The 14,264-nt window shown below is 48.4% G+C and carries 14 protein-coding genes; 9 read left to right on the top strand and 5 right to left on the bottom strand.

Annotation, left to right across the window (positions count from 1 at the left end; genetic code table 11):
- Positions 1 to 22 precede the first annotated feature (22 nt).
- Positions 23 to 880 (bottom strand): SDR family oxidoreductase, encoded by an 858-nt coding sequence (locus KNO70_RS01680; RefSeq protein WP_214757944.1) that lies wholly within the window; start codon positions 878 to 880, stop codon positions 23 to 25.
- 146 nt (positions 881 to 1,026) lie between these two features.
- Between KNO70_RS01680 and KNO70_RS01675 the strand changes: the two genes are divergently transcribed.
- The 3 genes from KNO70_RS01675 to KNO70_RS01665 all read left to right on the top strand — a co-directional run bounded on the left by KNO70_RS01675 (position 1,027) and on the right by KNO70_RS01665 (position 2,739).
- A complete protein-coding gene (locus KNO70_RS01675) occupies positions 1,027 to 1,455 on the top strand; it encodes an Rrf2 family transcriptional regulator (protein ID WP_078147626.1) in 429 nt (142 codons plus the stop codon).
- Between the two features lie 117 nt (positions 1,456 to 1,572).
- The gene (locus tag KNO70_RS01670) at positions 1,573 to 2,490 is read left to right on the top strand and encodes a TerC family protein (protein ID WP_159562943.1); all 918 of its coding nucleotides are present in this window, start codon (positions 1,573 to 1,575) and stop codon (positions 2,488 to 2,490) included.
- Positions 2,491 to 2,577: 87 nt separating this feature from the next.
- The gene (locus KNO70_RS01665) at positions 2,578 to 2,739 is read left to right on the top strand and encodes a hypothetical protein (RefSeq protein ID WP_159562944.1); all 162 of its coding nucleotides are present in this window, start codon (positions 2,578 to 2,580) and stop codon (positions 2,737 to 2,739) included.
- Between the two features lie 45 nt (positions 2,740 to 2,784).
- On the opposite strand, the gene KNO70_RS01660 is transcribed toward KNO70_RS01665, so the two are convergent.
- Entirely contained in the window at positions 2,785 to 3,501 is a 717-nt protein-coding gene (locus tag KNO70_RS01660; protein ID WP_214686217.1) for a peptidoglycan DD-metalloendopeptidase family protein, read from the bottom strand.
- A 197-nt stretch (positions 3,502 to 3,698) separates the two neighbouring features.
- On the bottom strand, positions 3,699 to 4,175 hold the full coding sequence (locus tag KNO70_RS01655; protein WP_074035791.1) for a DUF305 domain-containing protein: 477 nt from the start codon (positions 4,173 to 4,175) through the stop codon (positions 3,699 to 3,701).
- Between the two features lie 165 nt (positions 4,176 to 4,340).
- Here KNO70_RS01655 and KNO70_RS01650 point away from each other — a divergent pair, with 165 nt between their 5' ends.
- From KNO70_RS01650 to KNO70_RS01640, 3 genes are read left to right on the top strand one after another with little or no spacing between them, the layout of a single operon-like run.
- Positions 4,341 to 4,682, top strand: coding sequence for a hypothetical protein (locus tag KNO70_RS01650; RefSeq protein WP_214757946.1), 342 nt, complete (start codon positions 4,341 to 4,343; stop codon positions 4,680 to 4,682).
- A gap of 25 nt (positions 4,683 to 4,707) precedes the next feature.
- Positions 4,708 to 5,382, top strand: a complete 675-nt coding sequence (locus tag KNO70_RS01645) for a response regulator transcription factor (protein ID WP_214757947.1) — start codon at positions 4,708 to 4,710, stop codon at positions 5,380 to 5,382.
- Positions 5,379 to 6,788 (top strand): sensor histidine kinase, encoded by a 1,410-nt coding sequence (locus KNO70_RS01640; protein WP_214757948.1) that lies wholly within the window; start codon positions 5,379 to 5,381, stop codon positions 6,786 to 6,788. The genes KNO70_RS01645 and KNO70_RS01640 overlap by 4 nt, the downstream gene beginning before the upstream one ends.
- Before the next feature lie 17 nt (positions 6,789 to 6,805).
- Here the strand turns inward: KNO70_RS01640 and KNO70_RS01635 are convergent, their stop codons facing one another.
- On the bottom strand, positions 6,806 to 7,750 hold the full coding sequence (locus KNO70_RS01635; protein WP_078147630.1) for a F510_1955 family glycosylhydrolase: 945 nt from the start codon (positions 7,748 to 7,750) through the stop codon (positions 6,806 to 6,808).
- A gap of 58 nt (positions 7,751 to 7,808) precedes the next feature.
- Positions 7,809 to 9,821 carry a heavy metal translocating P-type ATPase gene (locus KNO70_RS01630; protein WP_214757949.1) on the bottom strand — a complete coding sequence of 671 codons (2,013 nt, stop codon included), beginning with the start codon at positions 9,819 to 9,821 and terminating at the stop codon, positions 7,809 to 7,811.
- A gap of 130 nt (positions 9,822 to 9,951) precedes the next feature.
- Between KNO70_RS01630 and KNO70_RS01625 the strand changes: the two genes are divergently transcribed.
- The 3 genes from KNO70_RS01625 to tnpB all read left to right on the top strand — a co-directional run bounded on the left by KNO70_RS01625 (position 9,952) and on the right by tnpB (position 14,084).
- Positions 9,952 to 11,481 carry a multicopper oxidase family protein gene (locus KNO70_RS01625; protein WP_251024882.1) on the top strand — a complete coding sequence of 510 codons (1,530 nt, stop codon included), beginning with the start codon at positions 9,952 to 9,954 and terminating at the stop codon, positions 11,479 to 11,481.
- 155 nt (positions 11,482 to 11,636) lie between these two features.
- Positions 11,637 to 12,782, top strand: coding sequence for a sensor histidine kinase (locus KNO70_RS01620; protein ID WP_214757951.1), 1,146 nt, complete (start codon positions 11,637 to 11,639; stop codon positions 12,780 to 12,782).
- A gap of 213 nt (positions 12,783 to 12,995) precedes the next feature.
- On the top strand, positions 12,996 to 14,084 hold the full coding sequence (gene tnpB, locus KNO70_RS01615; RefSeq protein ID WP_214810945.1) for an IS200/IS605 family element RNA-guided endonuclease TnpB: 1,089 nt from the start codon (positions 12,996 to 12,998) through the stop codon (positions 14,082 to 14,084).
- The last annotated feature ends 180 nt before the right edge of the window (positions 14,085 to 14,264 follow it).

Below are 14,264 nucleotides of genomic sequence, written 5' to 3'. Positions count from 1 at the left end.
CACTTGGTCGAGGGCATTTTCCTTATCGGCCGAGCAATTGACGAATTCCTTCTTGAAGAGGTGTGACCGGGCGTCCGAGAACCGATTCGAAGTCACTCTCATGAATTTCGAGCGTTCCTTGACGAATGCTTCGCTGAATCCCCACAAGAATCGCAACGACTTCCTCTGGCAACCCAGCCCCGCGCATCGTCTCTTCGTATGCCTCGAGACTCAACTCCTGCATCATCACTTCACGACCTAACACTTCACTGAGTGCGTCTACAAGATCTTGCTGGGTATGAAGTGGTCCTGATAGTTCGTAGATCACATGATCCTGTTGTTCTTTCAACAGAACATTCGCTGCGGCTTCCGCATAATCTTGTTGTAGAGCCCAACCGACTTTACCGTCCCGAGCCGCCGTGATCCATGGCGCCCCGTCAATTACCGCTTGAATGCTTGATAACTCGTTTTCTAAGTACCAGTTGTTCCGTAAGAACGCATGTGGAATACCGGACTCGACAATCGCTTCCTCTGTGACGACATGTGGAGGTGCCATCAAGTTCTCACTGTCTGTCGCATCGGCTAGACTCGTGTAGGCAATGAATGAAACACCTGCCCGTTTCGCCGCCTCAACCGCGTTCGTATGTTGACGAATCCGCGTATCGTTATCGCCATCTGCCGAGATGATCAAAAGACGCTCAACACCTTTGAACGTTTCATCGAGTGTGTCTGGCTGATCAAAATCACCATGTCGCACATCAACGCCACGCTCTTTAAGAGACGCCGCCTTCTCCGGATTCCGTACACTTACAGCGAGCTCACTCGCATCAATCGACTTAAGTAGTTCCTCTACAATTTTCGAGCCGAGTTTCCCCGTTGCTCCTGTGACTAAATATTTCATTCTTTTTCCTCCCCTAACCTGTAATCGAATCACTTACCTGTAATTATGATAATTACAGGTAACTGATTTGTCAATTATTCTTTCCCTGTTATACTAAGCATGTAACAAAGTTGTTTACATCTATAAAAACCGAAAGGGAGATATTTATGACAATCAGTAGTCGTTTTTCGGTTGCCATCCACATGCTGACTCTTGTTGCGCTTTCACCACCAGAAGTGATTTCATCAGATTTTTTAGCGCGGAGCGTAAATACAAACCCTGCTCTTATTCGAAAAATCATGGCCATGTTAAAAAAAGCAGAATTGATTCAAGTTAAACCAGGTGTTGCTGGTGCAATTCTTACTAAACCACTAAACACCATTTCACTTCTTGAAATTTATCAAGCCGTTGCTGTCGTCGAACCAAATGAACTGTTCGGAATTCATGATCAACCAAATCCGGCTTGCCCGGTCGGAAGAAACATCCAAGCAACGATTGAGCCCATTTTTATAACAGCTCAATCCGCCATGGAACGAGTCCTAGAGCAAATTATGCTTGCAGATGTTGTACAAAACATTGAACAAAGTATAGATTGAGGAATAAACAACCACTCTTTTTCGAGTGGTTGTTTATTTTTACGCTTGACTTTGAGTTCTTATGAACTTAAATTAAATATATAGAAGTTCATATGACCTTAAAAGGAGGAATTGTTGTTGACCCTACTTATCGGGTTCTTACTCATCGTCATCTTCATGCTCGCACTTGACCTCGGGGTGTTCCACCGTAAAGCGCACGAAGTCTCGCTCCGCGAAGCATGGACATGGACGTTTGTCTGGATTGGGATTGCCATCGCATTCGGAGGATGGTTGTTCTTCACGCAAGGAAGTACAGCCGCAACGGAATATGCGAGCGTCTACTTTATCGAAAAGGCACTCGCGATTGATAATGTCTTCGTCTTTTCACTTGTTTTTGCCTATTTCGCCATCCCACTCAAGTATCAACACAAGGTACTGTTCTGGGGGATTCTAGGAGCGATTTTCTTCCGCGCTGTCTTCATCGTCGCTGGCGTATCCCTTTTAGAAAACTTCGGTTGGGTCTACTACGTGTTCGGAGCGTTTCTCGTTTATACAGGGTGGATGATGTATAAGAATATCGGGAAAGACGAGTCACTTGAAGAAAACAAGACGATTCGTTGGCTCGAGCGACGCCTGCCCATCACACAGGATATCTCATCCGGGAAGTTCACGAAGCGCATCAATGGGAAGTTGTTCTTCACGCCACTCTTCATCGCGCTCATCTTTATCGAATTGTCGGATATCGTCTTCGCTGTCGATTCGGTCGCTGCAAGTTTCGCGTATTCACGTGACCCGTATATCATCTTCTATGCGAACATCATGGCGATTCTCGGACTTCGTAGCCTCTACTTCGTCCTCGCCAACTTGATCGACCGCTTCTACTATTTGAAACACGGTCTCAGCTTCATGCTCGTCTTCATCGGGGCGAAGATGATTTTCGGTGATGTGTACAAAATGCCGATTTGGATGTCTCTTGGAACCATCGTTCTCGTCATCCTGATTAGCGTCCTCTATAGTTTCTACAAAACGAAACCTGGTTCGTCTAAACACGTATAATGAATCAATCAGTCCATTTCGTCGGTGTTCTTTCTTTGAAAATCGGGTAATCATTGAGGTGCACAACTACAGAAAAGGGGATTCAATATGTTTGATCGGATTGGCCTCATGAGTATCGGTCTCGTCTTCGGGATCATCCTTATGTTACTTTTCAATAATCTATTCGGATTGGTGTTCGGTATCGTCCTTGGTGTCAGCTTCATCGCCGCCAACCAAATCGAACGAAACAAACAAACAACATGGCATTAATCAAAAAGCACGCGCTCCCATTGTTTGAGAGCGCGTGCTTTTATGTCAAAACATTGTATACGGATTGATACTGTTAGCAGGAGATGAACTGCTATACACATAGCTGTTCCGATGCACTTCGAAGTGGAGATGATTCCCGAACGAGTTACCGGTATTCCCCACCGTTCCAATCGTTGCTCCTTTTGCTAGCGTCTGTCCTGTGACGACATTGAGACGATCGAGGTGTGCATATACTGTGATGTATGTTTGTCCGTTCAACTGGTGGCTCATCATGATGTGGTTACCGTAAGCCCCATAGTTCCGAGAAACGATGACTTTTCCATAAGCGGCTGACACGACCGGTGTTCCTCTTGGAGCAGCCAAGTCGATACCGTTATGGAACGTATAACCGTACTGCCCGCTCGCCGGACCATACTTTTGTGTCAACGTCCCTTTTGTCGGGATGATCATTTTCGCAGCCGATGTGGTTGAAAGCGTGGAGACACTGTACTTCTTCACATATGTACTGGATACGTAGCGGGATGTCCCGTTGAAATTGATTTTTGTCCATCCCCCGCTCACGCCGAGATATTTGAAGGATTGTCCCAACTTCGCACTGCCGACGATTGCATACGTCGTGCCCGGACCCGAACGGACGTTTAAACTGTTAGTCGTGACTTTGACATAATACGTGGTAGCAGCTTCAGCCGGGGTACCTGTCGGAGTGAAGATTCCGACTGTGAGAAGAACGGCACAGAAGAGAGAAAGCATCTTTCGTTTCATGATGTGGTAAATCCTTTCAATTATGTATTTAAATTTTTTTTTTATATTATCTAACTGAAAAAATTTTACCACCAAAACGAACCGACAAATATGTCATTTATATTTCAAATAAAGGAAAACAAATTATAACTTACTTTCTTTATTTTTCCTTTTCAACATACAAAAAATGCACAGCCGTTTTCGACTGTGCATGTCTGTTACTCACGATTTTCCTCGGCGTTCTCCTCTTCATCCTCTAAATCTTCAATCAATCGCTTCATCTCTTCAATTTCACGGCGCTGTGCCTTGATGATTTCTTCAGACAATTCTTTCACGCGTGGGTCTTCAATTTCAGCGCGTTCACTTGTCAAAATGGCAATCGAGTGGTGAGGGATCATCGCTTTCATCCAACTGACATCATCGACGGTCGTCTGGCTACGTACGAGCCAAAGCGAGGCACTGAAGACGAGAGCACTGACCCCTAGGATGATAAAGTTAACTGTTTTGTTCTTATACATCCCCCACATGAAGAGAAGCATGACGAACGCCATGACCGATCCCATGATGAGTGCCATGTACAACCTCGTCTGACTAAAGAAGATATGATTGAACTGAAACACGTTCAAATACATGAGCCAATACATAATGAATGTCGAGACCGCAATCATGATTCCAAATTTACCGTACTGTTTCATCTTATTCATCCTTTCTTATTGTGCGTATAAAAACTCTTTTACCTACTTCTTCTATACTCAAACCCGCCTATTTCTCGGTCTAATCGTACTCTTAACACTTTTCACTTCTTTTTCACAAACATCGGGTACACTAGTGAAATTGAGTTCATGCAAGGAAGGAGAACGATGATGCAAGAGCGGACATTGCGTGACGTACTGGCAACACTTGATTCTGTTTTATCTTGGTCTTATCTCGATCACCCGGAAAAAATGACAATTCGCGGAATCGGAACGACACCAGAAAAAATAAATAAAATGTTTTTATATATATGCAAGCGCCCAATCAATGAACGTGGCGTCGATTTAGTGAGGGCCGCCATCCGAAATGGTGCAGTAGCCATCGTCACGGATCGACCGATTGACGCGAGAGTACCCGTCATTTACTGTCGAGACGTCGAACGCGCACGTGAACAACTACAGACTCTTTTCGCCATGGAAGGAAATCACGCAAAGCACACGGAACGATAATAATAAGAGGAAGGAGGAATACAAGATGAAGATTCTCATCGTAGACGATGAAGAAAAAATGAGACATTTGATTCGTTTGTTTCTTGAGAGCGATGGGTATGCTTGCATCGAGGCAAATGATGCCGATTCCGCACTCGATAAGATTGAAGAGCGACCGGACCTCATCCTTTTAGATATTATGATGCCGGAAGTGGACGGCATCTCACTTTGTCGTCAGTTGAAAACGATGGATCCGGCATTACCCATCGTCTTGTTGACGGCACGTTCAGACAACGAGACCACCATTCAAGGGCTAGATGCCGGAGCGGATGACTACGTCACCAAACCGTTCGATGGAAATGTGTTGCTCGCTCGAATTCGAGCCGTCCTGCGAAGAAGTCGGGTCGTTAACCTACAATACGGTCCACTCCGTTACGATGAAGAGTGTGGGCGCATCTTATATGAAGAACAGGAAATCATTCTGACGCCAAAAGCAACAGCCATCTTGAAGCTATTTCTTCAGCACCCGAATCGTTTGTTCAATCGCTTAGATTTGTATGATCTCGTCTGGCCGTACTCTGCCGAATCTGACCCCCGTACAGTCGATGCACACATACGCATGATTCGAGAAAAGTTAGGGGACGCAGGCTTTCCAATCGATGATTATTTGAAGACGGTATGGGGACGTGGGTATCGATGGACCGAGGAGCGTTCCGGATGAGACGCAGTCGTAATAGCTTACCGTTCCGAATCAGCCTCGTCTTCCTGTTGTCTACGTTGTTGATTGAAGGAGTCTTATTCTTGCTCCTTTACCACACACTACTTGGGGAACGCGTGACAGAAGAAGTCCATCGATTAGAATCACGGGCTGAGAGTCATGCGAATGTATTGGCGATGAACTTTTCCGAAGAGACAATCGGTCATGTGGCTACCATGGAAAGTGAGACGGACACAAAAGTTGCCATCACTGACCCAGCACATGATCTTCTTCAAACGTCCCGTTCTTTTCCACAGGTACTGGTCGATACCGTCGAAACGAAACGACGTGCAGGTCCATTCGATGATACGACTGTTCTAGAGGACGACTGGGAAAACGAGCCGTATTTAAGCGTTCGTACGCCGATCACGGATGATCTCGATACACGGTATGGGTACGTCTACATGTTTTTACCGACTGAGATCATTCATGGAATCAGTCATCGCCTTCAGTTGCGATTTCTGTATATCACGACCATCGCACTGGTGACGACCGTGCTGACCTTCATCCTGCTGAGCCGCCTCATTTCGAAACCAATTCAGTCACTGAAACAAGCGACCGAGAACGTACTGACGAATCCCGATAACCTACAGCTACCAACGAATCGCGTTGACGAAATCGGTGAGTTGGCTCGCTCCATCGAGGCCATGTCCGTGGAGTTGGCTCGCTTACGTCGCGAACGACATCAATTTTTGTCCGATCTCTCACATGAAATCAAGACCCCTCTCACTTATTTGAGGGGATATGCCGAGATTGCTTCGAAAGAAAGCACACCCGAACCGCTACGCAATCAATCCATCCAGACAATTTTAGATGAGAGTCGTTCGCTCACAGAACTGGTGGAAAATGCGTTTCAATTGGCTCAACTCGACGAAAACACGTTCTTGTTACATCGAGAAGAAGTTTCTGTCACGACGTTTTGTGAGGATTTACGACGAATGCTCGATACGATGTTCCGAATGACGACGATTCGGTTCGCTGCTTCTCCGAACATAGAACAAGCAGACATCACGCTCACATTGGATCGACATCGCATGCTTCAGGTCTTCCGGTCCATTGCCCACAACGCGATTCAGCATAGTGAGGCGACACATGTTTCACTTCATTCTAATACTTCAGACGCTTATCTCGTCTTGACCATCACTGACGACGGAAAGGGAATTCCTGAAGAAGATCTCCCACACATTTTCGACCGTCTGTACCGTGTTGAAAAATCACGATCTCGTCAAACTGGTGGAAGCGGACTCGGACTCGCCATCGCCAAGCAAATCGTCACACGGCATGGTGGGACGTTGACGGTATCTTCGGATACAACAGGTACCTCGTTCACCGTCGCCCTACCACTCAGCAAAAAGACGCCTCTCCAGTAATGGAAAGGCGTCTTTCGTCAGTCGAGTTCACCTGCATCAAGTTGTGTCTGCCACTTCTCGTCTATGAGCTCATATACGCTATTGTCAGATGTGACGAGCAGCATGCGCTCCTCTTTGATCGCCAATTTAATCGGCACAGCATCCGCTTGAAACTCTGGAAGATCGAACGTCTCTGTAGACTCATCGTCTAGATTGAAACGAACCCCTTCGAAAGAACCATCTGTCTGTCGTACGTATGCCAACTGCCCCTCATCCGCTCCGACCGTAATCACCTGTTCTGATTCAACGAGTGGCTCGAACGAATCTCCAAAGTCCTTCGAAACGAGGATACCGGACGGTCCGTATAAGAAGACCCGCTCCGCTTCCGTCGCGTCGGCGACAATCCCTGCCACCTGCTCACCCTCTACCCCAGATCCTCGCATCGACTCGAACGATCTTCCGCCATCGTCCGAACGATAGAATCCAGGTTCTAGCTCTGACGTCGCTTCCTCAAGGTAGACGTACAACATTTCCGTCGCATAACCCGCACTCATGTAATGAAAGTCTGCCTCTCCCTCCAGTGCCCGTACGTCTAATGTCATGCCATGGTCTTTCCCGTATAACACACCGAGTGGATTTTGGAAGTCGGTACGTCGGTCGGGATGACCACTTGCATAAAATCCATCCTCGACGAGTTCGAATCCCATATAGTCATGACGATTCGTCGGAAGTGTATACCAGCCATCTTCACGATATTCCATCAATCCGGCATGCGTTGCAATGACCGGACGGTTATCGTCTTGCCAAAATCCAGCCCCGTGAATATGAGAAACCGTTTCATCGGATCTCACACGCTGCCACTCGTCTTTTGTAGTTGTCGTCACGTTCTCGGATTGACTCGTGTCCGACGGTGCTTCTTCCGTTCCACAAGCCGTTAAAAGCAGTGGAGTCAGGAATAGTGATAGTATCAACATTCGTTTCATCTTGATCCCTCCATCTCTAGCATCCCGTCTAGCATACTGACTAAAGGTGAAAGAAATGTTAAATCTTCAAAAGTCGAGCGTTGATTGCGACAATAACTGTGCTTAAACTCATCAAGACGGCACCGATGGCTGGGGACAAGATGATTCCAATCGGAGCCAGAACGCCTGCAGCAAGCGGGATGGCGACGATGTTATACCCGGCTGCCCACCACAAGTTTTGAATCATCTTACGATACGTGTTCTGTGAAAGCTCCAAAATCGATAGGACATCTTTCGGATTACTGCGGACGAGGACAATATCTGCCGTTTCGACGGCAACGTCTGTCCCGCTCCCGATTGCGATGCCGACATCCGCTTGTGCTAAGGCAGGTGCGTCATTGATTCCATCTCCGACCATCGCTACTTTGCTGCCATCTTTTTGGACGTCTTTCACTTGGTTCGCCTTGTCGTCCGGTAATACTTCGGCATACACGTCATCGATACCGAGCTGACCCGCGACCCAATGCGCGACCTTCTCGTTGTCACCCGTCAACATGATCGAGCGAATGCCTTTTTCATGAAGTGCCTCGACGGTCTCTTTCGCTTCTTCCCTCACCAGATCGGCCATCGCAATCATCCCGACCCATTCTCCGTCTTTCAAAACAAAGACGACGGTCTTTCCTTCTTCCGAGAGTCGTGCAAACGTCTCCTCATCAATTTGAATGTGTTGATCGCGGATATGTCGCGGACTGACGACTTGTATATGCGCACCGTCAACCGTTCCTTCCAATCCGACACCTGTCATCGAACCGAAGTCGTCGACAGCCGCCAGTTTCAATTCCCGTCTCTCGGCTTCTCTTAAAATCCCTTGCGCGAGAGGATGTTGCGACTCACGCTCAACTGCTCCTGCGAGTTGCAACACGTCTTCCTCCTTATAAGGCGAGTTCGCCTGTATGTCCGTGACGCCGAAATTCCCTTCCGTCAGCGTACCGGTCTTATCGAAAATGACGGCATCGAGTCGACGCGCCTCTTCAAATTGAGTCCGATTGCGGATGAGAAGACCTTGTTTTGCCGATAATGCTGTCGAGACGGCGACGACCAGGGGTGTCGCCAGTCCAAGTGCATGGGGACATGAGATGACCATGACCGTTACCATCCGTTCGATCGCTGTCCCGACTGAGTAGCCGAGCATGAACCAGATGGTGAACGTGATGACCCCAGCGGCAATTGCGATATAGAACAAATATTTTGCCGCCCGGTTCGCCAGATTTTGAGCCCGCGACTTCGATTTTTGTGCCTCACTCACCAATTCAACCACTTTTGACAAGTACGTACTTTCTCCCGTACCAATCGTTTCAATCGTCAAACTCCCTTCTTGGTTGATCGAACCCGCAATGACATCTTCACCTTCTGTTTTTTCGACCGGTACCGATTCGCCGGTTAACATCGACTCGTCGATGGTTGTTCGTCCTTTGATGATTTTCCCGTCCACGGGTACCTGCTCCCCCGGTTTGACGAGGATTCGGTCTCCTTCCTTCAGTTCAGAGATAGGAACGTCTTCCGTTTCTTCCCCATTGATGCGATGCGCTTCGTTCGGTAGAAGCTGCACGAGTTGTTCCAACGCGTTCGACGCTCCCATGACAGAACGCATCTCAATCCAATGGCCGAGTAGCATGATCACAATCAATGAAGCGAGTTCCCAAAAGAAGTCATGTCCGCTTCCATAGCCAAAGACGACAGCTGCACTATAAAAGTAAGCGACGCTGATCGCCAAGCCAATAAGCATCATCATGCCCGGGCTACGCTCTCTTAACTCTTCCACACTTCCTTTTAAGAACGGCCACCCGCCGTATACATACACAATCGTCGCCAATACAAATAAGATTGTCTTTTCAAACGGAAAATCGAGTTCAAACCGCAGCCATTCTTGAATCATGTCCGATAACAATAAAATCGGAATCATCAGCCCGAGCGATACGAAGAAACGTCGTTTGAAATCGTCAATCATATGCTCGTGTCCGTGTCCGCCATGATGAGACTCGTGACTCTCCTCATGATGTCCATGGTGTTGATCGTGTGCATGTTCCATCATTCATCCTCTCCTTTACACGGATTGTATACCTCTATTCGGTATGCGATTAAACAGATTTGGACTTTCATGTTTCTTTCACAATTAGGTGGTACAACAAAGTGAGGACTGAACAATGAAGGAGTGTTATAGCATGAAATCGAAAGGAATATGGTTTCTGTTGACGGGGATTTTAATTGGAGGCATCCTCGTTTTACTAATCGTCCTTTTCAACGGGACATGGAACCATAACAACAATATGGACCAAGATCATATGATGGGAAACGATTCGGCAACGGGTCAGATGGATGATCACATGATGGGTGATAATGGAATGGGTGGCAATAACGGACCGATGGGACACGGAGCGATGCAAGAGCTCCAAGCAACGGATGAACCGACACAGCCGCTTCCGATTCCGACTGCCTTACAGCCAAATCGTGTCACGGGAGACACGGTCTACTATACGGTGGAAGCAACTAAAGGCACGTCACAATTTTTCAAAGACGGCAAGAAATCGGAAACGTTCGGCTATAATGGAGACTTACTCGGACCAATGATCGAGTTACCGAAAGGAAAAACAGTCGTAATCGATACCATCAATCGATTGGATGAACCGACAACGTTCCACTGGCACGGACTCGTCATCCCTGCCGACATGGACGGGGGACCTCATCAGACCGTCGCACCAGGTGAACAGGCACAAGTTCGACTCGACATCGATCAAGAACCTAGTACACTGTGGTTCCACCCCCATCCGATGGGATTGACAGCCGAACAAGTTTATAAAGGGCTCGCCGGTCTTCTTTATGTGACCGACGATGCACAGAACGGTCTCCCGAATGAATATGGAGTCGACGACATCCCGCTCATCGTACAAGATCGACTCTTCACGCCGAACGGTGAGTTGGATTATGATGCCCATATGAACGTTGATGGAACGACGGGGGATACCATTCTTGCGAATGGAGCCATCAACACGACGTTCGACGTTCAAACCGAGACGTTACGAGTGCGACTAGTCAACGGTTCGAATGCGCGCGATTTTGATTTTACGTTATCTAACGAGGCCGAGATGACGCAGATTGCGACAGACGGAGGGCCGTTAGAACGCCCGATTCCCTTAGAGACCCTCACGTTGACACCAGGTGAACGGGCCGAGGTACTGATTGATTTTTCACAAGTTGAAGATGTCGCCGCCTTAAAAGCGGACGGGGTGACATTCACCACGTTTCGTGTCGGTGAACTTGACAAGGCGTCCATTAAGATTCCGGTGACCGAAACGATGGAGCGCTTGACAGATGAGACAGCAGACCGCCGCCTCACCCTTTTTGGAATGGGTAACATGGTTTCAATCAACGGAAAGACCTATGATCCGGAGCGTATCGACATCGAAGCGAAACGCGGAGACACCGAGGTATGGGAAATTGAAAATAAGCCGGATATGATGGGTGGGATGACACATCCTTTCCACATCCACGGCGTCCAGTTCCGAGTCATTAGTCGAGACGGCAACCCACCATCCGATCAGGAAAAAGGGTGGAAAGATACGGTAGCCGTCGCTCCGGATGAACGAGTAAAGATTGAAATCACCTTCACGAAAACCGGCACATTTATGTATCATTGTCACATCCTCGAGCATGAAGAAAATGGGATGATGGGACAAGTAAACGTGACCGAATGACCGACACCTCTCTGTTCTATCAGCGGAGAGGTGTTTTGTATCCGTCCTGATTTCGATACGTTTCTGCTAGGACTATTGCCTGTATAGGGATTCCTTCTCAAATGTCGTATACTAGTTGTGAATGCATGTACAAATGTTCGCGAGGAGGTAGGTCCATGCGCCGATTCCATAGGATTAGGCAGAAACGCTCCGCTCGTCAAAAACAGCAACGCCATACGTTCTCCATCGCTTCCATCGTGGAAGAAGTACAGGATGCGATGTGTTATATCGATTTCTCAAGATGTCGTCTGTATTCGAATGATTCTCTTCGGCAATGGTACCCTTCTATGACAACACAATCTTTTGACACATTGGAAACATTGACTCGTTATGTATATACCACGTTGGAACAGCATGGGGCGGATTCCGCACAAGTCATGCACCTCATCCAGGAATTGCTCGAATGTGCGACCGAAACGGATCCAAGGATGACTTCACGTCGTCTGCGTTCTAATGACAAGACGCTACATTTGATTTTCAACTTCACGCGGACACCACGTGGCGTTTTCATCATGTGGCGCGACCAAACGGAAGCCGTCCGCTTTGAAGAACGTAAAGACAGTTTCCTTGCCGAACTGTCTCATGATTTCCGCACGCCATTGACTGCCATCCATGGATATACGGAGCTACTCATGACACGCCATCAAGGTTCGGAAAAATCGTATCAGATGCTAACACAAGTCAAACAAGAATCGGAACGGCTGGAGCGGCTCGTCGATAACTTCCTCGATTATCAAAAAGAACGATACACGGCTGATCAACTGACCGTGACGACGTTCGCACTCCGTCCTCTTTTAGAGGATGTCATGTCGAGCTATCAGACGACCTCCTCGCTTCATACGGTGACGTTTGAAACGAATGATGTCTTGATTCAAGCAGATGAAGAAAAGTTACGGCAATTGCTCCATAACCTCATTGGTAACGCCATCAAGTACTCTCCTGATGGCGGGACGGTCCATACGAGCGTATTTGAAAGTGCTGGCACGGTAACTTTATCTGTATCCGATACCGGGATTGGGATTCCAGAAGAAGCACTTCCCTACGTATTTGATGAATATTACCGTGTCGAATCCGCCGCCCACCAAGCCATAAAAGGAACAGGTCTCGGTCTACGAATCTGCAAACGAATTGCCGAAGCCCACGGTTGGGTAATTCATGCGGACTCGGTATACGGAGAAGGCACCACCTTTACAATCGAGCTTCATACCAGACAGAGCTGTCCATTGCTGCCATCCCCTAAACATTCGGTTTCGTTCGACTGATTTAACTAAATCAGGCGAGAATTCTCCCTCCTCTAAGCGTCTCGGGGCGAAGCCCGGCGTAGGTGGGAGATGAATCGCCCGGTCCAATACTCGTTTCCCCTTGTGACAGATGTGACGAACAAAGGTTCGTGATTCCGTCAGATTCTCCCTCCCCTCCACGGGTATCGGATGAGGAGGACACATCACGATCTTCGGAAGGGAGGAGGGACGGACATGCTGAAGGGCTACACATACCGGCTCCACCCGACGCCTGCACAGGCCGAGTTCCTCATCAAGACGATCGGCTGCGCCCGGTTCATCTACAACAAGCTGCTCGAGGACCGCATCGCCATCCGCGATGAGGCGAAAGCGGGGATCGTGACGAGACGGAAACCGGCGACACCCGCCTCCTACAAGCCACTGTTCCCGTTCCTCGCCGAGGCGGACAGCCTCGCGCTCGCGAACGCAAAGCTGAACCTCGACACCGCGTTCGCGAAGTTCTTCGCCGGGACGGGCGGCTTCCCGGCCTTCAAATCGAGACGGCGGTCGCGCGCCTCCTACACGACGAACAACCAGCACGGCACGATCCGCATCGAGGACGGCAAGGTGAGACTTCCTAAAATCGGCTTCGTGAAGTTCGAACAACATCGCTCGTTTGAGGGCGTCATCCGGTCGGCGACGGTGTCGATGACCAAGACGGGCAAGTTCTTCATCTCCCTCCTCGTCAAACAGGACGATGCACCATGGATCCCAGCCGAGAACAAGGTCGGGATCGATCTCGGTTTGGAGCACTTCGCCGTCATGACGAACGATGCGATGGTCTCGGAGAAAATCGAAAACCCACGTCTCCTTCGTAAGTCCGAGGCGAAGGTCAAGAAGGCGCAACGGGCGCTGTCGCGAAAGAAGATCGGAAGCAAGAATCGTGAAAAAGCCAAATTACTTTTGGCCAAGAAACACGAAAAGATCGCCAACCAACGCAAGGACTTCCTTCACAAACTGTCAAGACGGATCGTTGACGAGAACCAAGTCATCGTCGTGGAGACATTGAAGTCGGAGGACATGATGCAAAACCATAAGCTCGCCAAATCGATTGCAGATGTCAGTTGGTACGAGTTCGTCCGGCAACTCGAATACAAATCAAACTTCTACGGACGGACGCTCATCAAGGCGGATCAATGGTTCGCATCCACTCAAATCTGTTCCACTTGCGGTGTAAAAGGCGAGAAGAAGGCGATGGATGTCCGTGAATGGACGTGTGCCTGTGGCGCGCATCATGACCGTGACATCAACGCGAGCATCAACCTGTTGATGTTGGCAAACTAAAACGAATTCCTTCAGGGTGGGAACCACCCGACGAGCTTGGTAAACAATCGTGGCTAATAAAAGTACGGTCTTCCCAAGAAGCTCCCACTTCAATTTGTGAAGCAAATAAGTGGTGAGTAGTTCACTCGGTCGAACGTTTTTGTCTTACCTCAATTTGAGAATGAAGTGTCTACCTTTTGG

Source organism: Exiguobacterium sp. s181, assembly GCF_018617125.1.
Lineage (GTDB): Bacteria > Bacillota > Bacilli > Exiguobacteriales > Exiguobacteriaceae > Exiguobacterium > Exiguobacterium profundum.
Note: the sequence above shows the minus strand (reverse complement) of the source record. Positions and strands in the feature narration are given on the sequence as shown.